Origin of the sequence: Bradyrhizobium sp. AZCC 2289 (genome assembly GCF_036924615.1) — a bacterium.
Classification (GTDB): Bacteria; Pseudomonadota; Alphaproteobacteria; order Rhizobiales; family Xanthobacteraceae; genus Bradyrhizobium.
In genome coordinates this window covers 4,435,428-4,454,871 of record NZ_JAZHRY010000001.1, presented here as the reverse complement: position 1 = coordinate 4,454,871, position 19,444 = coordinate 4,435,428, and the positions used below count along the sequence as shown (strand labels likewise).

At 62.2% G+C, this 19,444-nt stretch carries 20 protein-coding genes, 1 tRNA gene and 1 pseudogene; 9 read left to right on the top strand and 13 right to left on the bottom strand.

Annotated elements, in window-relative coordinates; genetic code table 11:
• The first annotated feature begins 116 nt into the window (after positions 1–116).
• The 5 genes from V1289_RS21235 (at position 117) to V1289_RS21215 (ending at position 5,629) form a co-directional block, all read left to right on the top strand.
• Positions 117–878 (top strand): Crp/Fnr family transcriptional regulator, encoded by a 762-nt coding sequence (locus tag V1289_RS21235; protein ID WP_334398690.1) that lies wholly within the window; start codon positions 117–119, stop codon positions 876–878.
• 290 nt (positions 879–1,168) lie between these two features.
• Complete coding sequence (typA, locus tag V1289_RS21230; protein ID WP_334398689.1) at positions 1,169–2,995, top strand: translational GTPase TypA; 1,827 nt, start codon at positions 1,169–1,171, stop codon at positions 2,993–2,995.
• 179 nt (positions 2,996–3,174) lie between these two features.
• Positions 3,175–4,431: a flavin monoamine oxidase family protein gene (locus V1289_RS21225; protein ID WP_334398688.1), complete on the top strand. Its 1,257-nt coding sequence runs from the start codon at positions 3,175–3,177 to the stop codon at positions 4,429–4,431.
• A 92-nt stretch (positions 4,432–4,523) separates the two neighbouring features.
• Entirely contained in the window at positions 4,524–4,760 is a 237-nt protein-coding gene (locus V1289_RS21220) for a hypothetical protein (RefSeq protein ID WP_334398687.1), read from the top strand.
• 35 nt (positions 4,761–4,795) lie between these two features.
• Positions 4,796–5,629 (top strand): DUF3883 domain-containing protein, encoded by an 834-nt coding sequence (locus V1289_RS21215; protein WP_334398686.1) that lies wholly within the window; start codon positions 4,796–4,798, stop codon positions 5,627–5,629.
• 47 nt (positions 5,630–5,676) lie between these two features.
• Here the strand turns inward: V1289_RS21215 and V1289_RS21210 are convergent, their stop codons facing one another.
• Genes V1289_RS21210 through V1289_RS21195 form a run of 4 tightly spaced genes read right to left on the bottom strand, consistent with a single transcriptional unit; the run spans position 5,677 to position 8,802 of the window.
• Complete coding sequence (locus tag V1289_RS21210) at positions 5,677–6,084, bottom strand: thiol-disulfide oxidoreductase DCC family protein (RefSeq protein WP_334398685.1); 408 nt, start codon at positions 6,082–6,084, stop codon at positions 5,677–5,679.
• Between the two features lie 15 nt (positions 6,085–6,099).
• Positions 6,100–7,431, bottom strand: coding sequence for an SDR family oxidoreductase (locus V1289_RS21205; RefSeq protein WP_334398684.1), 1,332 nt, complete (start codon positions 7,429–7,431; stop codon positions 6,100–6,102).
• Between the two features lie 7 nt (positions 7,432–7,438).
• Entirely contained in the window at positions 7,439–7,906 is a 468-nt protein-coding gene (locus V1289_RS21200) for a DUF2269 family protein (RefSeq protein ID WP_334398683.1), read from the bottom strand.
• Positions 7,903–8,802 (bottom strand): dienelactone hydrolase family protein, encoded by a 900-nt coding sequence (locus V1289_RS21195; protein ID WP_334398682.1) that lies wholly within the window; start codon positions 8,800–8,802, stop codon positions 7,903–7,905. The genes V1289_RS21200 and V1289_RS21195 overlap by 4 nt, the downstream gene beginning before the upstream one ends.
• Positions 8,803–9,076: 274 nt before the next feature.
• Between V1289_RS21195 and V1289_RS21190 the strand changes: the two genes are divergently transcribed.
• The 3 genes and pseudogenes from V1289_RS21190 to V1289_RS21180 all read left to right on the top strand — a co-directional run bounded on the left by V1289_RS21190 (position 9,077) and on the right by V1289_RS21180 (position 11,896).
• Positions 9,077–9,586, top strand: a complete 510-nt coding sequence (locus V1289_RS21190) for a GNAT family N-acetyltransferase (protein ID WP_309181016.1) — start codon at positions 9,077–9,079, stop codon at positions 9,584–9,586.
• 99 nt (positions 9,587–9,685) lie between these two features.
• Complete coding sequence (ppa, locus tag V1289_RS21185) at positions 9,686–10,216, top strand: inorganic diphosphatase (RefSeq protein WP_334398681.1); 531 nt, start codon at positions 9,686–9,688, stop codon at positions 10,214–10,216.
• 184 nt (positions 10,217–10,400) lie between these two features.
• Positions 10,401–11,896, top strand: a pseudogene (locus tag V1289_RS21180) (M20 family peptidase).
• 116 nt (positions 11,897–12,012) lie between these two features.
• Here the strand turns inward: V1289_RS21180 and folD are convergent.
• Genes folD through V1289_RS21165 form a run of 3 tightly spaced genes read right to left on the bottom strand, consistent with a single transcriptional unit; the run spans position 12,013 to position 13,555 of the window.
• Positions 12,013–12,897: a bifunctional methylenetetrahydrofolate dehydrogenase/methenyltetrahydrofolate cyclohydrolase FolD gene (folD, locus tag V1289_RS21175; protein ID WP_334398680.1), complete on the bottom strand. Its 885-nt coding sequence runs from the start codon at positions 12,895–12,897 to the stop codon at positions 12,013–12,015.
• Between the two features lie 28 nt (positions 12,898–12,925).
• Positions 12,926–13,249: a DUF167 domain-containing protein gene (locus V1289_RS21170; protein WP_334407585.1), complete on the bottom strand. Its 324-nt coding sequence runs from the start codon at positions 13,247–13,249 to the stop codon at positions 12,926–12,928.
• Positions 13,250–13,264: 15 nt separating this feature from the next.
• Complete coding sequence (locus V1289_RS21165; protein ID WP_334398679.1) at positions 13,265–13,555, bottom strand: YggT family protein; 291 nt, start codon at positions 13,553–13,555, stop codon at positions 13,265–13,267.
• A gap of 180 nt (positions 13,556–13,735) precedes the next feature.
• Here V1289_RS21165 and V1289_RS21160 point away from each other — a divergent pair.
• Positions 13,736–13,811: transfer RNA gene (locus V1289_RS21160), tRNA-Ala, on the top strand.
• A gap of 109 nt (positions 13,812–13,920) precedes the next feature.
• Here V1289_RS21160 and V1289_RS21155 read toward each other — a convergent pair.
• The 6 genes from V1289_RS21155 to V1289_RS21130 all read right to left on the bottom strand — a co-directional run bounded on the left by V1289_RS21155 (position 13,921) and on the right by V1289_RS21130 (position 19,398).
• A complete protein-coding gene (locus V1289_RS21155; protein ID WP_334398678.1) occupies positions 13,921–14,733 on the bottom strand; it encodes an enoyl-CoA hydratase in 813 nt (270 codons plus the stop codon).
• Positions 14,734–14,757: 24 nt separating this feature from the next.
• A complete protein-coding gene (locus V1289_RS21150; protein WP_334398677.1) occupies positions 14,758–15,264 on the bottom strand; it encodes a nuclear transport factor 2 family protein in 507 nt (168 codons plus the stop codon).
• 108 nt (positions 15,265–15,372) lie between these two features.
• Positions 15,373–16,164, bottom strand: coding sequence for a glutamine amidotransferase (locus tag V1289_RS21145; protein WP_334398676.1), 792 nt, complete (start codon positions 16,162–16,164; stop codon positions 15,373–15,375).
• Positions 16,165–16,307: 143 nt separating this feature from the next.
• Positions 16,308–17,087: an SDR family NAD(P)-dependent oxidoreductase gene (locus V1289_RS21140; protein WP_334398675.1), complete on the bottom strand. Its 780-nt coding sequence runs from the start codon at positions 17,085–17,087 to the stop codon at positions 16,308–16,310.
• A 238-nt stretch (positions 17,088–17,325) separates the two neighbouring features.
• Positions 17,326–17,829, bottom strand: coding sequence for a tellurite resistance TerB family protein (locus tag V1289_RS21135; RefSeq protein ID WP_334398674.1), 504 nt, complete (start codon positions 17,827–17,829; stop codon positions 17,326–17,328).
• Positions 17,830–17,988: 159 nt separating this feature from the next.
• Positions 17,989–19,398 (bottom strand): adenylate/guanylate cyclase domain-containing protein, encoded by a 1,410-nt coding sequence (locus V1289_RS21130; protein WP_334398673.1) that lies wholly within the window; start codon positions 19,396–19,398, stop codon positions 17,989–17,991.
• Positions 19,399–19,444 lie beyond the last annotated feature (46 nt).

Genomic DNA, 19,444 nt, shown 5'->3' with positions numbered 1-19,444 from the left:
GCGCCGACGGTTCCGGAACTGAAGCCACCACATCGGCGTTCTAACGTCTGTTCACTTGTGGACATATCAACCGGGCCGGATCGATTATTGTCGCGGCCTGGACCCGAGGATTTTCGATGCTCACCCGGCGTGAAAATACCGCCAAGGCCGGCGAGCGGCCGTTCAACAATCTATTGCGACGTTTGAACGACGCCGATTTCGCGTTGATTGCGCCGCATCTGGCGCAGGAAGAGGGCAATCCCAACGATCTGCTCTATAGCCCCGGCGATAATGTCGAGATCGTGCATTTTCCCTGCGGTCCAAGCCTTGCGTCTTACCTGGTGCCCAGTGAGGACGGCCGTGACGTCGAGACCATCCTGATCGGGCGCGAGGGCGCCGTCGGCGGTATTGTGAGCCAGGGCTATCTGCCGGCCTATACGCGGATCATGGTCAAATTCGCCGGGCCTTTCGTGCGGCTGCCGGTCGGAAAGCTGGACGCTGCGAAATCAAAGTCGGCGACGCTGAGCAATATCTTCGCGCGTTATGCCGATTGCTTGCTGGCCCAGATGTTCCAGTCCACCGCCTGCAACGCGATCCATTCGATCGAACAGCGCACGGCCAAATGGATCATGTCGGCGATGGAGCGCACCGATGGCGACGAAATCGTGCCGCTGACTCATGAGCAGCTGGCGACCCTGCTCGGGGTCGGCCGCAGCTACACCAGCCGGGTGATCCACACCTTCAAGGCGGAGGGCATTTTGCAGACCCGCCGCGGCTCGATCCTGGTGCTCAATCCGGATGCGCTCCGCAACTGGTCCTGCCGGTGCAATGAGGCGGTCAAGGGCCACTTTGAGGAGGTGCTGCGGGGTGTCTATCCCGACCCCGAAAAGGGCAATTGAGGCGGGTGCCAACCGAAAAACGGCTAACCAAATGCCAAACAAACCATTGTTTTTTGGCGTTTTCTGACTATATTGCGGCGCAACGCGTAGGATGTGCCCGGTCCTTTTGGCCGGGCTTCCTTTTTGGGCCGCGGGCCCAGAGCGTGATCCGGAAAAGTGAGAAGCGGTTTTCCGAAAAGATCACGCTTAAACGAGAGAGAATTCCAGGTTTTTGAGCGCGATCCGGAAAAGTGGGTCCCGGTTTTCCGGCGAGATCGCGCTCCAGCCATTGCACGACCAGAAGAAGAGCCATGAACCTTCGTAACGTCGCTATCATCGCCCACGTCGACCACGGCAAAACCACGCTGGTCGATCGCCTGCTGCAGCAATCCGGCACGTACCGGGACAACCAGCGCGTGGTCGAACGCGCGATGGATTCCAACGATCTGGAGCGCGAGCGCGGCATCACCATTCTGGCCAAAGCGGCCTCGGTGCAGTGGAAGGATACCCGCATCAACATCGTCGACACCCCCGGCCACGCCGATTTCGGCGGCGAGGTCGAGCGCATCCTCAACATGGTCGACGGCGCGCTGGTGCTGGTGGACGCCGCCGAGGGCCCGCTGCCGCAGACCAAATTCGTGGTCTCCAAGGCGCTCAAGGTCGGACTGAAGCCGATTGTCGTCATCAACAAGGTCGACCGCCCCGACGCGCGCCCGACCGAAGTCATCAACGAAGTGTTCGACCTGTTCGCGGCGCTGGATGCCACCGAGGAGCAGCTCGACTTTCCAATCCTCTACGGGTCGGCCAAGCAGGGCTGGATGGCCGACAGCCCGGATGGTCCGCAGGACGCCGGCATGCAGCCGCTGTTCGACCTGATCGTGCGCCACGTTGCGCCGCCGACCGTCGAGGAAGGGCCGTTCCGGATGATCGGGACCATTCTCGAAGCCAACCCCTATCTCGGCCGCATCATCACCGGCCGCATCACCTCCGGCTCGATCAAGCCGAACCAGAGCGTCAAGGTGCTGAGCGGTGACGGCAAGCTGATCGAAAGCGGCCGTATCACCAAGATTCTCGCCTTCCGCGGCATCGAGCGCACGACGCTGGAGGAAGCCGAAGCCGGCGACATCGTCGCCATCGCAGGCCTCACCAAGGGCACTGTCGCCGACACCTTCTGCGATCCGACCGTGGAGACGCCGCTGGTTGCGCAACCGATCGATCCGCCGACGGTGTCGATGTCGTTCATCGTCAACAACTCACCGCTGGCCGGCACCGAAGGCGACAAGGTGACGAGCCGCATGATCCGCGACCGCCTGCTGCGCGAGGCCGAAGGCAATGTGGCGCTGCGGGTGGTCGAGGCCTCCGACAAGGATGCGATGGAAGTTTCCGGCCGCGGCGAATTGCAGCTCGCGATCCTGATCGAGACCATGCGCCGCGAAGGTTTTGAGCTCTCGGTGTCGCGCCCGCGCGTGGTGCTGAAGAAGGATGAAGCCACCGGCCAGTGGCAGGAGCCGATCGAAGAGGTCGTGATCGACGTCGACGAGGAGCATTCCGGCGTCGTCGTGCAGAAGATGAGCGAACGCAAGGCCGAGATGATCGAGATGCGCCCGTCCGGCGGCAACCGCCTGCGCCTCGTGTTCTACGCGCCGACCCGCGGCCTGATCGGCTATCAGGGCGAATTGCTCACCGACACCCGCGGCACCGCGATCATGAACCGGCTGTTCCACGGTTACGCGAACTACAAGGGCGACATCCAGGGCCGCCGCAACGGCGTTCTGATCTCCAACGATCAGGGCGAAGCGGTGGCTTACGCGATGTTCAAGCTCGAAGACCGCGGCCCGATGATGATCGAGCCCGGCTGCAAGGTCTACAAGGGCATGATCGTCGGCGAGCACACCCGCGACAACGACCTTGAGATCAACGTCCTGAAGGGCAAGCAACTCACCAACATCCGCACCACCTCCAAGGACGAAGCGGTGCGCCTGACCCCGCCGATCCGGATGACGCTGGAAAAGGCGCTGGCCTATATCGAGGAAGACGAACTGGTCGAAATCACCCCGAAGTCGATCCGCCTGCGCAAGAAATTCCTCGACGCCAACGACCGCAAGCGCGCGGAAAAGTCCAAGGAAGCTGTAGCGTAAGCGGTGGCGTAATCCACCCCTTCTCGTCATGCCCCGCGAAGGCGGGGCATCCAGTAACCGCTGGCGCCTGAGATAGAGCCGAGATGGCGCGGCGTACTGGATCACCCGCTTTCGCGGGTGATGACAGTTATGCTTTGGGTGGCTTCAGCCTCTAACGCGAACATGCTAGAGGCAAAAGCATGTCCTCCCTCCCCTCCTCAGTCGACGTCGCCATCATCGGCGCGGGCGCCGCAGGCCTCGGCGCCGCGCATGCGCTGAATAATTCCGGTCTTGCTACCATCGTGCTGGAAGCGCGGGACCGCGTCGGCGGCCGGGCGCATACCATCCAGGCCGCGCCCGGCATCACCTTCGACCTCGGCTGCGGCTGGCTGCATTCGGCGGACCAGAACACCTTCGTTGAGATCGCCGAGCGACTGAATTTCGAGATCGACAAGACCCTGCCGCCGTGGCGCGAGCGCGCTTACGGCAAGGCGTTTCCGCAAAGCGAGCGCGACGCCTTTGTCCGGGCCCTCGACGAATTCTACGGCCGTGCCGATGCGGCCGCGCAGCAGGCCAGAACAAGCGGCCGCGACAGCGCCGCCGATCTGTGCCTTGAGCCCGGCAACCGCTGGAATCCGATGATCGATGCGATCTCGACCTACATCAATGGCTGCGGGCTCGACCAGGTCTCGATCCTGGACATGGACGCCTACGAAGACACCAACATCAATTGGCGGGTGCGCCGCGGCTATGGCGCGCTGATCGCAGCCTACGGCGCGTCCTGCCCGCTGGCGCTCAATTGCAAGGTCGCGCTGATCGATCATTCCGGCAAGCGGGTGCGGATCGAAACTTCGCAGGGCACGCTTAGCGCCGACAAAGTAATCGTCACCGTGCCGACCAATCTGATCGCCGATGAAGCGATCCGCTTTCACCCCGCGCTGCCGGCGAAAGTGGACGCCGCGCGCGGCCTGCCGCTCGGCCTTGCCGACAAGGTGATGCTGGCGCTGGATGAGCCGGAGCAGCTTCCGAAGGACGGTAATCTGCGCGGCGCCACCATGCGCACCGAAATGGGCACCTTTCATCTGCGGCCGTTCGGTCAGCCCTGCATCGAGGGCTTTTTCGGCGGAAAGTTCGCCCAAGCGCTGGAAGACGCCGGCGATGGCGCCATCGCGGCGCAAAGCATCGACGAAATCGCAGCCTTCCTCGGCAACGACTATCGCCGCAAACTAAAGCCGCTGTCGGAATCGCGCTGGGCCCACGACCCCTTCGCCCGCGGCTCCTACTCGCACGCGCTGCCCGGCCACGCCGGGATGCGCGCCGTGCTGGCAGCGCCGGTGGATGGGCGATTGTTCTTTGCCGGCGAAGCGACCTCGCCGGGATTTTTCTCGACGGCGCATGGGGCGAGGGATTCGGGGGAAAGGGCGGCGGGGGAAGTGATCGCCGCAAGAACAGCCTAGAATTCCCGATTAGCGATTATTGCCCGACTCGAACGAGCACTCTATTCTCGATACACGTTGCTTGCTGCCTTTCGGATTGCGGAGGCTTAAGGATGAAAAAAGCCAATGACGATTGGGCTTGGGTCGAAATTAACTTTACCGATTGGCGCGAAGCCGTGGACCGGCGAATGCTTGATGTCTACGCGATTACAATCGACGATTCAGGCTTCGAGGATGATGATCTTCGTTCGCATTGGGAGGATAAAGAATCTCCTTTTGAGTTTGTGTTATGGTTCGGAAACAAATACGACCTTGATCCAAAAGAAGCTTTCGGACTCGTTCTAAAGTAGAACGATATGCCGTCATCTTCGCCAATCGAGAGCAAATGGCCCAAGAAGATCGATTCGGATTAGATTGGAGCGATGACGAGCTCGACGCTATAATTGCCGACTATTTTGCAATGCTGCGTTCGGAATTGAACGGTCTCGAATATAACAAATCCGCACATCGCCGCTCACTAGTGAAGCTCACAAGAAGGACCGAAGGCTCGGTTGAGCGCAAGCACCAAAACATTAGTGCAGTTCTTGGTGAGCTCGCACTTCCAACAATTTCTGGATACAAACCGCTTCCGAATTTCCAGAAATCAATTATTGACGCGGTTGATCGCTATCTCACTCTAAAACCAGAGAATCTACATCCGGAGCAATCTATCCAACACCTCAGTGAGGCACCGCACCTATTCATCGAGCCACCACCCGTCCTTCAACTCGCCTCTCACAAGGATAAGGAATTGGTGCGATTGATCAGAAAATTTGAGCCCGTTGAGCGGGACTTCCAAAATAGGTCGCTGGGGAAGGCGGGTGAAGAAATGGTCTTCTCTTTTGAGCGCCAGTACCTGACCGCCCAGGGTCGCTCAGACCTAGCACGTAAGGTTAGATGGGTTTCTCAGGAGGATGGAGACGGCGCCGGATACGACATTCGGTCGTTCGATCCCAAGGGCTCAGAACGGCTGATCGAAGTCAAGACAACTAATGGCCTTCAGACGACCCCATTCTACTTAACGAGAAATGAGCTTTCTTTTTCTAACGAGAGGCCGAAAGAATTTCGAATTTGTCGCCTTTACGACTTCTCAAAGAGGCCAAAGATGTTCGAACTTGCCCCTCCGATAGAAAAGCTTGTTCGTCTCGAACCACTGTCGTTTGAGGCGTCCTTTAGTTAATCCCGCAGCAGCGCTGTCCCGCGGCCTACCTAACCCACTCGGTGCCCCTACTCCATCACCCTCGCCCTCATCTCCGCATCCGGCACAAAGCACGCGTCATACTTCCCGAAAATCCGATACCGATTGCGGGCGACGAGATTGTAGACGGGATCGCGAACGGCCTTCGGGATCAGCAGCAGCGCCCGTGCCCAGCGCCATCCGGGCAGCAGACTCAAGGTCGTCAGCGCGCCGTCGGATTTGAACCAGGCGATGCCGCCGTGGATGACGGCGTTGGTGTCGGGATCGTTGGGATCGATGTTGAAGGCCTGCGCCAGCCGCGTGCCGTAATCCGACTGGATCGCGGTGAAGCGGAAGCGGCGGCTGACGTCGTGCGTGGCGATGTAGCGGATCCAGCGCGAGCAGAACACGCAGACGCCGTCGTAGAGGATCACGTCATCGTCGGGCCATCGGTTCATCTTGCGATCATACGCCTATCGGTTATCGAGCGTCAGCAGCGCCACCAGCATCAGCACGATCGCAGGTCCGGTCTTGACCAGCGCGCCGAGCGGCTCGATCCAGAGATCGGGCGTCAGGATTGCCGCGCCCGCCATGTAGCCCAGCGATGCCACGATGCCCGCGATCAAAGCGAACGCCGAGGTACGGCGGAACGCGATCAGGACGCCGATACTCATATCCATCAGGCTGGTGATAACAGTCACGGGCGCGACCAGGTCAGGCGGAAAGCTGTGCGCGCTCAGGATATATGTGGCGGCCGAATAGGAAACGAACAGCGCGATAAAGCCCGACACGGTCCAGAACAGTGCCAGACTCGCAATCATCAGCGCCTTGGCGAGGTAGAGCCGCGCGAACCATTTGTCCTGAATGGTGGCGGGGCGCTGGCCGACCGCTTCGGTCAAGGTTTTCGGCACAATGCCTGATACCGCCATCCAGGAAGAGGGATCGCCGCTGACGCCACGGCGCAGTTCGGCGATCGCGGTCGTCCGTATCGGCGGCATCCAGCCGAGCCGGCTGACCAGATCGCCCAGTTTGGCACCGAGATCGAGCAGCAAGCCGGGCAGCGTGACGCGCGGCATCTCCGACGTGCCGAACGACGCGCGGAATTGCCCGATGACACGGCCCAGCGTGACCGGCTGCGGCTGCATCAGGTCCCATGTCACCGCGCTTGCCACAGCGTCGGCGACGTCGCGGCCGGCGAGCCAGGCGATGGTCGCGGCGATGTCCTCGATTGCGACCGGCTGAAACGATGTCGCGGATTCCCTCTTCGGCAATTCAAACGGCAATGCCGCCAGCGCCCGCAGCAGCGCGCTGCCGCCATAGGCGGACGGTGCGATCACAAAACCGGGCCGCAGGATCGCAAAGGCAATGCCGGATGCCGCGATCAGCCGTTCGGCCTCCCGTTTGGTCACGCTGAAGGTGGTGCGGTCTTCGCCGGCGGCGCCGGGAATCGAAATGTGAATCAGCCGGATTGCACGGCCGCTGCCGCGAATCGCGTCCAACAGCCGCGCGACGAAATCGCGATGCACGGCGCGGGTGTCGCTGCCGGGGCCGTCCTGCAGCACGCCGAGGCAATTGACCACGACATCGATCTCGTGATCCCGGAGCAGGCACGCCAGCGCCGGCGCATCCATCGACATCACAGGCCATTCGAGATCGAACGCCGTCGCCTTTTGCGCAGGCGAAAACTGCCGGGCGATGCCGACCGCATGAAACCCCCGGGCGCGCAGATCGTCCGTGACGAAGCGTCCGATCAGGCCGGAGGCGCCGAGCACGAGAATTTTGCGCGCTGGTATGGGCTCGCTCATCAGTCCCCTAAAACGGCTTTGCGATCATCAGCCACAGGATGATCATGACCGAACCAAAGCCGGGAATCCCGAACAGGCACCAGCGGCGGAACAGCGAAAAATATCGCAGCGGCAGCGGCCCGCTCTGGTTCGCCGCCATCCGCGCGAGATCGCGCATTTCGATCTGCATGAAGATCACGGGCACCCAGAACAGTCCGGCGACGGCGTAAAGCCCGAGCGAAGCCATCAGCCAGCGCTCGGTAAAGCCGGTCGCCGACAGCATCATCAGCCAGCCGCCGGTGAGCGGCTGCAGCAGCACCGCCGTCAGCGTGAACACCATGTCGGCGATCACGACGGTCGTCGCGGTGCGCGCGATGAAGCCGGCGTCACCGCTGTGATGCGCCATCAGCATGAAGAACGCGATCCCCGAGCCGGTGCCGAGAATGACAATGGCGCCGAGCACATGCAGATATTTGACCAGGAAATATAGCGTCATCGTTGTTTGGCTGCGGCCGGGGATCGCAACTTTAAGGCGCGATCGAGTTCAGGTGCGGCCAGTCTTACACCGCTTTCGGTTTCCGGCAGCCAGTGGCCCTCGCCGCCGTAAGCCGCCAGCACGCGAAAAACGACCTCGCCGCCGCCGGCGCGAAACGCATCGGCCAGTTGGCGCGACAGCGCGGGCGAGAAATAGCTGTCATTGGCGGCCACCAGCCAGGCCACCGGCACGCGCGCGGCTTTGCCGAATTCGGCCGCCGCGGCAATCAGCGTATGCGGCGCGCAGACCTGATTGGGGAAATCATTGGCGTGGCCGCCACGCCCCGGCGCGAAGGCGACGATGGCGGCGACGTCCGCCGGGTTTTCGCCGGCCAGCGCCAGCGCGCCCCAGGCGCCCGCGGAGTGGCCGACAATCACGGCGCCGTCCGGCTTGATGAAGGGTTGCTTGCGGACAAAGCCGAGCGCCGCTGCGATCTCGTCGGCGGTGGCGCGGCCGGCGTGCAAATAATCGGCTTCGTCGCAGCCGCCCTGGTCCTCGAGATATTTCCCGCCGGTGGCGCCATGCCCTAAGCGTTCCGGCACCAGCACGGCAAAGCCGCGCGCCACCAGCCACGCCGCCAGCGCGCGGTATTCGGACTGCGGCATCTGCGCACGCCGCAACACGTTCTGCGTCGAGGCATGCGCGATCAGCGCCAGCCGAAACGGACCATCGCCGGGCGGACGAAACAGAATTGCATGCGCCGGGGTACCCGGATCGGGTGACGGCACCAGCCATTGCTGCAGGCGGTACGGCTCGCCCTCGGCGCCCTGCGCGCCGAAGCCGGGTTGCGCCGACACGCTCCGCGAAGCCAGCGCTGCAAGAACAACCAGCGCGAAAAACACTTTAACCGGGGGCATGAATTGGCCTGGCGCAGCCGAAGGAGGGAAACCGGAGTAGCCAACAGAATACCGGCGGCGAATCAAATCCAGCGCATTTTTCCGTGAACCGGATTTCGCCGCGGCCCGGTCGGGAACGATTTGCCGTTCCAGGCCGCAGCGAAATGCCGGTTAAGGCAGCTGTCTGTCCTCTTTCGGTACAATTGGGCAGAAAACTGATGCAGAAAATCCACAGGTTAACCGATAATTAAGGATGGACCTTGAAGACCGCGCGCTGACTTGCTTTGATTGGGTCATGAGCACAACCCTGATCGAGGTTCGACCGGCCAAAGCTGCGGATGCAGCCGCGGTGGCGTCTACCCATGACGAAGCCTGGCGTTCCGCCTATCAGGGCATCATTCCCGGCGCCGAACTTGAAAAGCTGATCAACCGCCGTGGCCCGCAATGGTGGGACAGCGCGATCCGCAAAGGCAGCCGCGTCAGCGTGCTGGTGTTCGGCGACAAGGTCGCAGGCTATGCCAATTACGGCCGCAACCGCGCCCGCAGCCTGCACTTCGAAGGCGAGATTTACGAACTCTATCTGCGGCCGGAGTTCCAGGGCCTCGGCTTTGGCCGCCGCCTCTTCACCGCTGCACGGCGCGATCTGGTCCAGAGCGGCCTGAAGAGCATGGTGATCTGGGCGCTTTCCGACAACGATCCGGCGACCGCGTTCTATCGCGCGCTCGGCGGCCGCATGGTTGCGCGCTCTTCGGAGAAGTTCGGGCCGAAATCGCTCGACAAGGTCGCCTTCGCCTGGACCAACTAGAATCTGGGCTTTTCGCGCGCTAGCGGCCGGTCTAAACCGGTCTCGCCTCGTGCTGTATCCCGTCGCACGATTTTATTCTAACGCCCCGCGGAGCAGTTCATGCGTATTGACGCCATCTCGATCGGAAAAAGTCCTCCGCACGACGTCAATGTCATCATCGAAGTGCCGGTCGGCGGCGAGCCGATCAAATACGAAATGGACAAGGAGGCCGGCACGCTGGTGGTCGACCGCTTCCTCTATACGGCGATGCGCTATCCAGGCAATTACGGCTTCATCCCGCACACCCTGTCGGGCGACGGCGACCCCTGCGACGTGCTGGTCGCCAATACCCGCGCCATCGTGCCGGGTGCGGTGATGAGCGTGCGGCCGGTCGGCGTGCTGCTGATGGAAGACGAGGCCGGCGGCGACGAGAAGATCATCGCGGTGCCGTCGTCAAAACTCACCCAGCGCTATGACAAGGTGAAGAACTACAACGACCTGCCCGACATCACGCTGCAGCAGATCCAGCACTTCTTCGAACATTACAAGGATCTCGAACCCGGCAAATGGGTCAAGGTGCTGCGCTGGGGCGACGCCGACGACGCGCGCAAACTGATCATGGAAGGCATCGCGCGGGCGAAGGCGAAGTAAGTTTAGCGAATAGATAGCGCCCTTACCGCGAGTCTCGTCATGCCCGGCCTTGTGCTGCCTTGTGCCGGGCATCCACGTCTTTAATAGCATCTAGCAAGAAAGACGTGGATGGCCGGGTCATAGGCGAGCGGAAGCGACGCCGTCCTTCAGACGGCTATGCCCGGCCATGACGAAGGGGATATCCATGCGCCGGCTGATCAAGATCATCCGCAACATCCTGCTGCTCGCAATCGCTTCGATCATCATCCTCGCGGCCGTGCTGGCCTTCAACGTCGTCAGCCATGGCTCGCGGCAGATGCGGGTCGCGGCGGTGCCGCGCGCCGCGGTCGACGCACAGGCCGCCGCAACGCGGCTCGCCGAAGCGATCCGCTTCAAAACCATTTCGAGTTACGAAAAGCCCGATCAGCACGCCGAGGCGCTGCGCGGCATGCAGGCGCATATCGGAAAGAGCTTTCCGGCGTTCCATGCCGCGGCGAAACGCGAGATCGTGGCCGATTACAGCCTGCTCTACAGCTGGGAGGGTTCGGACCCCAATGCTTCAAACCCAAAGGCGCAGCGGATCGCGCTGCTGGCGCATCAGGACGTGGTGCCGGTCGCACCGGGCACCGACAAGGACTGGCAGCAACCGCCCTATGACGGCGTCATCGCCGACGGTTTCATCTGGGGCCGCGGCTCCTTGGACGACAAGAGCAACCTCTATTCGATGCTGGAAGCCGCCGAGGCGATGGCGAGAGAGGGATTTCGGCCGAAGCGGACGATCTATTTCGCGTTCGGCCATGACGAGGAAACCGCCGGCACCGCCGGCGCCAAAAACATCGCCGCCCTGCTGGCGTCGCGCGGCGTGAAACTCGATTTCGTGATCGACGAGGGGCTCCTGATCACCGAAGGCATCATGAAGGGCCTTGAAAAGCCGGCTGCGCTGATCGGCGTCGCCGAGAAGGGCTACGCCACGCTGGTTTTGACGGCGCATGCCACCCCGGGCATTCGTCGATGCCGCCGCGCCAGACCGCGATCGGCATGATGAGCGCGGCGCTGGCGCGGCTGGAAGACCATCGCCTGCCGATGCAGATCCGCGGCACGGTCGCGGAAATGTTCGATACGCTGGCGCCGGAGATGAGCGGCTTCAACCGCGTGGTGCTGTCGAATCTCTGGCTGTTCAAGCCGCTGTTGCTGCGCGAATTCGAAAAGAGCGGGCCGACGGAAGCGATGATCCGCACCACCACGGCGCTGACGATCTTCAACGCCGGCGACAAGGACAATGTGCTGCCGGGCAATGCCGCGGCGTCAGTCAATTTCCGTTTGATCCCGGGCGATACGCAAGGGAGCGTGATCGATCACGTCCGCGACACGATCGACAACGATCGCATTTCGATCGCGCCATTCGCCGGCAATACCGATCCGCCGCCGGTGACGGCGACCGCGAGCCCGTCCTATCAGATGCTCAACAAGACCATTCGCGAGATCTATCCCGACGTCATCGTCGCCCCCGGCCTGATGATCGCCGCGACCGACTCGCGCCACTATGTCGGTATCACCGACAGGATTTTCCGCTTCTCGCCGGTGCGTGCGAACGCCGACGACCTGAAGCGGTTTCACGGCACCAACGAGCGCCTCAGCATCGAGGGCTATGCCGACATAATCCGGTTCTACCGGCGGCTGATCGAGAATAGTGCGGGGTAGTCTCCTCTTCCGTCATTGCGAGCGAAGCGAAGCAATCCATGCCGCAACACGAGGAAAGAATGGATTGCTTCATCGCTTCGCTCCTCGCAATGACGCTGTGAGAATTGGGTTGAGCCTCACACCCCCGGCTTCGGCAGCCCGCGAATCGCGCACGCCGCGCGCAGGGTATTCACCAACAGGCACGCGACCGTCATTTGCCCGACACCGCCGGGCACCGGCGTGATCGCGCCGGCGACGTGGAGCGCTTCCTGGAAGGCGACATCGCCGACCAGCCTTGTCTTGCCGTCGGCGGCCGGCATCCGGTTGATGCCGACGTCGATCACGGTGGCACCGGGCTTGATCCAGTCGCCGCGCACCATCTCCGGCTTGCCGACGGCGGCATAGACCAGGTCGGCGCGGGCGCAGAGTTTTGCGAGGTCCCGCGAGCGCGAATGCGCGATCTTCACCGTGGCGTGTTCGTTCAGCAGCAATTGCACCAGCGGACGGCCGACCAGATTGGAGCGGCCGATGACGATGGCGTCGAGCCCTTCCAGCGAGGCATGCACGCTCTTGGTCAGGATGATGCAGCCGAGCGGCGTGCACGGCGACAGTGCGGCAAAACCGCCGGCAAGCCGGCCGGCGTTGTGTGGATGCAGCCCATCGACGTCCTTGGCGGGATCGATGGCATTCATGATGGTTTCGGTATGCAGCGATTTCGGCAGCGGCAATTGCACCAGGATGCCGTGTACCAGGGGATCGCGGTTCAGCCGCGCGATCAGCGCCAGCAGATCGGCCTCTGCGACGTCCGCCGGCAGCTTGTGCTCGAAGGAAGCCATGCCGGCTTCCTGCGTCTGCTTGTGCTTGCTGCGGACATAGACCTCGCTGGCGGGGTCGTTTCCGACCAGCACCACGGCGAGACCCGGGCTTAGCTGATGCTCGCGCTTGACGCGGGCGACCTCGTCCGCCACGCGGGCGCGAAGTTCGGATGCAATGACCTTTCCATCGATGATGCGGGCCGTCATTTCAATCCTTCGTTTGCTCTCAAGCGCACTAATCCGCCTTGGCCGAGGTCAGTTTTCGTAAAGTCTCGCCAAGCAGTTTTGGATCGCCGTCGACCGCGACCTGCTTCAGCCGCGACGTCACGCCGGACAAGATCTTCACCCTGGCCTTGGGCACGCCGAGTGCCTTGGCCAACAGCTCCGTGACCGCACGGTTGGCCTCGCCGCCATCGGCAATGGCACGGACGCGCACCTTGAGCACGATCCGGCCATTGGCGAGCGTCTCGATCCCATCGATGTCGTCCCGGCCGCCGCGCGGCGTCACGCGCAATGCGACACTGATGCCCTCGGTGGAATATCGCCAAGGATCTGTCAGGTGCCGCTACTCCGATCAGAACACGCTGGGATAGATGTAATAGGTGATCACCCGCTGGATAAACATGATGATCAGGATGGCAATGATCGGCGAGATATCGAGCCCACCCAGATTGGGCATGATCCGGCGGATCGGCGCCAGCACCGGTTCCGTGATCCGATACAGGAATTCAGCGACCGCCGAGACGAACTGGTTGCGCGTATTCACGACATTGAACGCGATCAGCCAGGACAGGATGGCGGAGGCGATCAATAACCAGACATAGAGGTCGAGGACGATGAGGACGATGTCGAGGACAGCGCGCATGTGAGGGGGGCTCGCAGGAGGGGTACAGCTGCTAGATATCGGTTCATCCCCCCGCAAACAAGGGAAGTTCCCGGCCAAAGACGCCTAAAACGGCTCTTTCACCGTTCTTGACTTGACCTTGGGGCGGACTGTAAATGGCGCCGATTGTCGGCCGGATTCACGTTACGAACCGGCCGCGACGGGGCCATAGCTCAGCTGGGAGAGCGCGTCGTTCGCAATGACGAGGTCGGCGGTTCGATCCCGCCTGGCTCCACCACGCTTCGCCCTTCGGGCTACGCGTGGCGCAGCCGCGTGTAGCCCGAAGGACGAAGCGTGGTGCCCGGCGAAGCCCGCAGGGCGAAGACGGGCTTTAGAGAACTCCCCCCTCACTTCCCCGTAAATCGCGGCGGCCGCTTCTCCATGAAGCTTGCCACCCCCTCCCTGAAATCGCTGCCCTTCAGCGCCACCTGCATTTCCCGGTTGGCGTCGATGGTCGCTTCCGCCAGCGTCTGGAACGGCACGTCGTAGAGCTGGCGCTTGATCACCGAGATCGCGCTGGGCGAGACGAAATCGGCCAGATCGCGCGCATAGGCATAGGTCTGCTCGCGCAACTGGTCCGGCGGATAGATCCGGTTGACCAGACCGATGCGCAGCGCCTCGTCACTATAAACCCGCCGCGCCGACATCAGGAGATCGAGCGCGTTGGCGTGGCCGATGATGTGCGGCAGCATCCAGCTGATGCCGTGTTCGGCGATCAGGCCGCGGCGCGAGAACGCGGTAGTGAACACGGTGTTGTCGGCGGCAAAACGCAGGTCGCAATAGAGTGCATGGACCAGCCCGATGCCGGCGGTGGCGCCGTTCAGCATGCCGATCACCGGCTTCGGGATCGCCGGATAATAGGCGTAACGGGTCTGCCAGTCCGGCCGGCGGTTCATGTCGAACGACGGCGTGCTTTCGCCGCGCCTGATCTCGTTGGGGTCGATCGCCTTCAACCCTTCCATATCGGCGCCGGCGCAGAAGGCGCCGCCCGCACCGGTCAGCACGATGACGCGCACATCGTCATTGCCGGCGGCGGCCTCCATCGCGTGGCGCACATCGCGCTCCATGATCGCGGTCCAGGCGTTCATGCGGTCGGGCCGGTTGAGCGTAATGGTCGCGATCCTGTCGCTGACCTCGTAGAGAATATGCTGATAGTCCACCGCGACCTCCCGTTACATTTTCTGTTATTGATTTTTCGCGCGCGAACCTTTCGGCCGCGCCAGATAGTTTTTCGTTTCCGGCCGCTCCTTGAGCCATCCGGTCCAGCGCCTGAACACTTTGGTCATCCGCTCCGGCTCGACGCCGAGCTGCGCCATCGCAACCCCGCCGTTGACGGATTCCCGGTATTCGGCAATCAGGCCGTCCCGCACGATGAAGCGGCTGATGCCGTCGATCACCACATGCCGGCCTTTGAACTGCGGAATGGTCGAGGTGAAACTCGACAGCGACCAGGCATAGCCCTGGCGGCCGTCGAACACAGGGTCGAACATTCCCCAGCGATAATCGGTGGCATCGCGATGAAACAGATCCTGCATCATATGCGCGATGTCGGCGCGGCCTTTATGAGGGCCATAGATGTAGTCGTGATAAACCGCATCTTCGGTGAAATGATTGGCAAAGCGCGCGCCGTCGCCGGATTCCGCCGAGCGCGTGAAATCATTCAATAGCCGCGCGAATTCATCGCCGGTCATGTCGCCTCCCGTTCACCCGCTTGTACCGATGCGGGCTTGCGTGTGCAGACTATCACATCTCTGAATTTGGAAAGGCGATTGAAGCGGCTGCGATATTCCGTGCGGCGGCTATTCGGCGGCTTCCGACATGATCACGCGCGGCATGCGCGTGAGCCAGCCATCGATGAAATTCTTCAGCCATGCGCGTTCGGCGACGTCGCGCACGGCACGATCTTCGAAGTGAAGATGACGCGGCCGGGCACCCGGCGAATCCATCCGCACGCAACCGCGCGTGGTCCAGCGATGCATCATCGCGTAGGTCACATCAGGGTGAAACTGGAGACCGAACGCATTGCCGGACTGGAATGCCTGTACCGGAAAATCATCGCCCTCGGCGAGCAATTCGCAGCCGGCAGGCAGTTCAAAGCCCTCGCCATGCCAGTGATAGACACGGTCCGGCCAGTTCGGGCAGAGCACATGTCCGGCTCGCGTCGGGCGGATCGGGTAGTATCCGACTTCGACGCGGCCTTCGGGATGCGGTGCGACCGGCGCGCCCAATTGTTTGGCAAGCATCTGCGCGCCGAGGCAGATGCCGAGAAACGGCCGCTGCTCGCGCAAGGGGACCTCGATCCAGTCGATTTCCCGGCGGACGTAATCATCGCCATCATTAGCGCTCATCGGGCCGCCGAAGATGACCGCGCCGGCATGCCGGTCCAGCGTTTCCGGCAGCGGGTCGCCAAAACGCGGGCGCCTGATGTCTAGGCAATAGCCGAGCGCGCGCAAGGCATTGCCGACCCGGCCCGGCGTGGAGGTTTCCTGGTGCAGGACGACCAAAACCGGCAGCAAGGGCGGCGTAACCGCTATTGGCCTTCCCCCGGGGAAGGGCAGTACGACATTGGTTTGGTTCGACCGGAACGACATCGATTTTGCCAAGAACCCCGCGAGGTAGGCGGCACGCAAGCTGCCAGCATACCTAAGTGATCCTTAATTTCAGGTGAGTTCACGCGAACCCATCTAAAATTTGGAAGCAAATCACGGGCCAGATATGCCCTTGACGGGATTTGTCAGCGCCGACCCAGCTGAAGGCGGCCCACCACCGCCAAAATGAACCGGCGCGGGAACAGGCGGAGCAGGAACGGCACAATCTTGATGCCAAGGCCCGGCAGCACCGCCCGCTTGTTGGCCATCAGCCCGCGGTAGCCTTGCTGCGCGACATCCCGCGACGAAACGCTCAGGATCGCCGAATCGAGTCCGGGCACGAACCCGGCACGGGCCTGAAATTCCGACGGCACAGGACCCGGACACAACACGGTCACGCGCACGCCCTGCGGGGCCAGCTCGCGGCGCAGCGCCTCGGTGAAGGACAGCACATAGGCCTTGGAGGCGTAATACACTGCCATTCCCGGCCCCGGCAGAAAGCCGGCGATCGAACCGACATTGAGGATGCCGCCGCGATTGCGGATCAGGGAATCGGAAAATCGCAGCGACAGATCGGTCAGCGCGCGGATGTTGACCGTGATGATGTTGAGCTGCTCGGCGCGGTCGCGTTTGACCGCGATACCGAACACGCCGAAGCCTGCATTGTTGACGACATACTCGACGTCTGCGCCGGCCGCGCTCAAGGCTTCCGCGATCTTGTCACAGGCGTCGGGCTGCGTGAGATCGCAGGGAATCACAATCGGCGCAGCACCACCGGCGGCGGTGATTTCTCCCGCCAACGTCGCCAGCCGATCCGCGCGCCGCGCCACCAGCGCCAGGCGGTGACCATGGGAGGCGAAAACGCGCGCCAGCTCGGTGCCTATGCCCGCCGATGCACCGGTAATCAGCGTCACACGCTCGGTCACGATTGAATGCTCTTAAATCAATTGCAGAGATGCCGCGAACGCGGGACGAGAGCATAGGCCCATAGTGGGACGCAAGCCACCCGCGGGCATGTCGGCATGCAAACGAACGGCATTAGCGAATTGAAATGCAACATTTTCAGGCTAATCGCGCGCGAAGGCGCTGTATTGCGCCGCACATTAAAATTTCGTCATCTGTGACAAAGTACGCTCGGCGACAGAGCCCCCAATCAGAGGCGTGTCAGATTGCCGCGTCTGCGACGCCCCAGGGACCTCTCGGCAGGGTGGATTGCTTCTCCGCCACCCGATGCTTGAGATCGATGCGGTCGCGCGAGGATACGCCGAGCAGGTCGGCGGCGCGCCAGACCACATTGTCCTCGAATTCGCTGACCTGGCCGTCGGCATAGACCAGCTCCCACATCATCTCGACGATGCGCAAGCGGCCCTCTTCATTGACCGAACGCATGATGACGCTCGTGAAATGATAGAGATCGACCGCCTCGCCTTCGATCCGGGTCGCCGACGCGATCAGCTTGTCCGCGGCGCCGGGATCGAGCTTGAAGCGGCTTTCGATCAGGCCGTGCAGCTTGCGCTTCTCGATCTCGGTCGGCTCGCCGTCGAGCGAGACGACGTGGACCAGGAGTGCGGTCGCGGCCAGACGAAAATCGGTGTCGTCGAAGCTGCGATCACCATTCGCATCGGGTGAGACAATATCGGCAATGAATTGGCGAAGTCCGTCGAGCATCGAGGTCTCTGTCGATTGAGGTTTGATCACGGATATATGGCGCGGAAGATCGACCGGCGCAATCGGCGCGGGTATGCCGATTGATTACCTTTCGGCAATCTGTCGTAGCTGTCATTCCGGGGCGCGCTTAGCACCAGACCCGGAATGACGGAACATCTCTCAAGGTATCTCGTACACCACGATCTTGTCGGCGATGCCGCGCAACGCCGCCTGCTTCTGGATCGGCTTGATCGCCTCCCGCTCCAGGATCGTGGCCACCGCAGGCGAGTCGATGATCGGGCCGGTGATGTGGATCTCCTGCGAGGTCGACAGGCTCTGCACCCGCGCTGCGATATTGACCGTCTGGCCGAAATAATCCTGCCGCTCGTTGAGCATCACCGCGAGACACGGGCCCTCGTGAATTCCGATCTTGACGATCAGATCCTCCTTGCCGCGCGCGTCATTGAGCGCGGTCATCGCGGCCCGCATCCGAAGCCCCGCCGCCAGCGCGTGCTCGGGCCTGATGAAAGTCGCCATCACGGCATCGCCGATGGTTTTGACCACCGCGCCTTTTTCCGATGAGATGATCTCCAGCAGCGCGTGGAAATGCGCGCGCACCAGATCGAAGGCGGCGAGATCGCCGACCCGCTCGTAAAGCGCCGTCGATCCCTTCAGGTCGGTGAACAGGAACGTCAGCGAGGTGATCTTCAGCCGCTGGTCGATGTTGAGGTTGTCGGCCTTGTAGACGTCCCGGAACGTCTGGTTGGTCAACATCCGCTTGGCGGTGAGGAACGGCTTGCGCTTGCCGATCAGATGATGAAGCGCTTGCGCCGCTACAAACACCGACGGCAGCACCCGCACGCCGGCCTGGTTGTCGAGCGACAGCCGCAACGGGCCGGGCCGCATCGTCATGGTCCCGGTCGGCGCCTCAATCCTGTTGTACATCAGCGACAATTGCTGACGCTCCTTGGTCGGCTCACCCTGGACATCGATGAATTGGGCCGAGTGGGTCACCGGCTCGAACACGATGATGAATTCCTTCGGCAGCTGCAGCGACAGCACCGCCTTCTCGCCGGCCGGCAGTTCGAGCGCGTCAAGCACGACGTCGTTGGAGAGCGATGCGAACGACTCCTCGTCAAAATCGACGCCGGAACTCCAGAATATCTGCTTGAAATATTCCCAGATCGGCAGCGTGTTCGGATCATGCGCCGCGATACGCCGGACCCGCGGACTGACGGTGAACGCGACCTCGACCTGTTCGTCGACGGAAGCCTCATAGCCGCAGGCGCACAGCCCGCAATGATAGTCGTCGTGGCGCAGCGACTTCAGCGTCGAGTGGGCATCGAGCACGCCGCCGCAGCCCGGACACAGCACATTCCAGGTCAGTTCGAACAGACCGAGCCGCGAGGCATGGAGAAAGCCGGAAATCACCCGTTCCTCGTCGAGCCCGGTTCGCCGGGAGAAATCCAGCACGTTGACCCGATTGAGCTCGTGGTCCTTGCCCTGCTCGATCAGCTGCAGGATGGCATCCGCCACCGCGGGATCCGCGGTCTGCTTCAGTACCGAAAATTGTGCCTGGATATCGCTCATGCCGGAACCTTAGATGAGATTGCCGGAGCCACAAAACAAGGCCTTT

Excerpts from the sequence above, each read along its gene's own strand:
- V1289_RS21235 (WP_334398690.1), top strand. The coding sequence starts at position 117 with ATGCTCACCCGGCGTGAAAATACCGCCAAGGCCGGCGAGCGGCCGTTC.
- typA (WP_334398689.1), top strand. The coding sequence starts at position 1,169 with ATGAACCTTCGTAACGTCGCTATCATCGCCCACGTCGACCACGGCAAA.
- V1289_RS21225 (WP_334398688.1), top strand. The coding sequence starts at position 3,175 with ATGTCCTCCCTCCCCTCCTCAGTCGACGTCGCCATCATCGGCGCGGGC.
- V1289_RS21220 (WP_334398687.1), top strand. The coding sequence starts at position 4,524 with ATGAAAAAAGCCAATGACGATTGGGCTTGGGTCGAAATTAACTTTACC.
- V1289_RS21215 (WP_334398686.1), top strand. The coding sequence starts at position 4,796 with ATGGCCCAAGAAGATCGATTCGGATTAGATTGGAGCGATGACGAGCTC.
- V1289_RS21210 (WP_334398685.1), bottom strand. The coding sequence starts at position 6,084 with ATGAACCGATGGCCCGACGATGACGTGATCCTCTACGACGGCGTCTGC.
- V1289_RS21205 (WP_334398684.1), bottom strand. The coding sequence starts at position 7,431 with ATGAGCGAGCCCATACCAGCGCGCAAAATTCTCGTGCTCGGCGCCTCC.
- V1289_RS21200 (WP_334398683.1), bottom strand. The coding sequence starts at position 7,906 with ATGACGCTATATTTCCTGGTCAAATATCTGCATGTGCTCGGCGCCATT.
- V1289_RS21195 (WP_334398682.1), bottom strand. The coding sequence starts at position 8,802 with ATGCCCCCGGTTAAAGTGTTTTTCGCGCTGGTTGTTCTTGCAGCGCTG.
- V1289_RS21190 (WP_309181016.1), top strand. The coding sequence starts at position 9,077 with ATGAGCACAACCCTGATCGAGGTTCGACCGGCCAAAGCTGCGGATGCA.
- ppa (WP_334398681.1), top strand. The coding sequence starts at position 9,686 with ATGCGTATTGACGCCATCTCGATCGGAAAAAGTCCTCCGCACGACGTC.
- folD (WP_334398680.1), bottom strand. The coding sequence starts at position 12,897 with ATGACGGCCCGCATCATCGATGGAAAGGTCATTGCATCCGAACTTCGC.
- V1289_RS21165 (WP_334398679.1), bottom strand. The coding sequence starts at position 13,555 with ATGCGCGCTGTCCTCGACATCGTCCTCATCGTCCTCGACCTCTATGTC.
- V1289_RS21150 (WP_334398677.1), bottom strand. The coding sequence starts at position 15,264 with ATGACCGGCGATGAATTCGCGCGGCTATTGAATGATTTCACGCGCTCG.
- V1289_RS21145 (WP_334398676.1), bottom strand. The coding sequence starts at position 16,164 with ATGTCGTTCCGGTCGAACCAAACCAATGTCGTACTGCCCTTCCCCGGG.
- V1289_RS21135 (WP_334398674.1), bottom strand. The coding sequence starts at position 17,829 with ATGCTCGACGGACTTCGCCAATTCATTGCCGATATTGTCTCACCCGAT.
- V1289_RS21130 (WP_334398673.1), bottom strand. The coding sequence starts at position 19,398 with ATGAGCGATATCCAGGCACAATTTTCGGTACTGAAGCAGACCGCGGAT.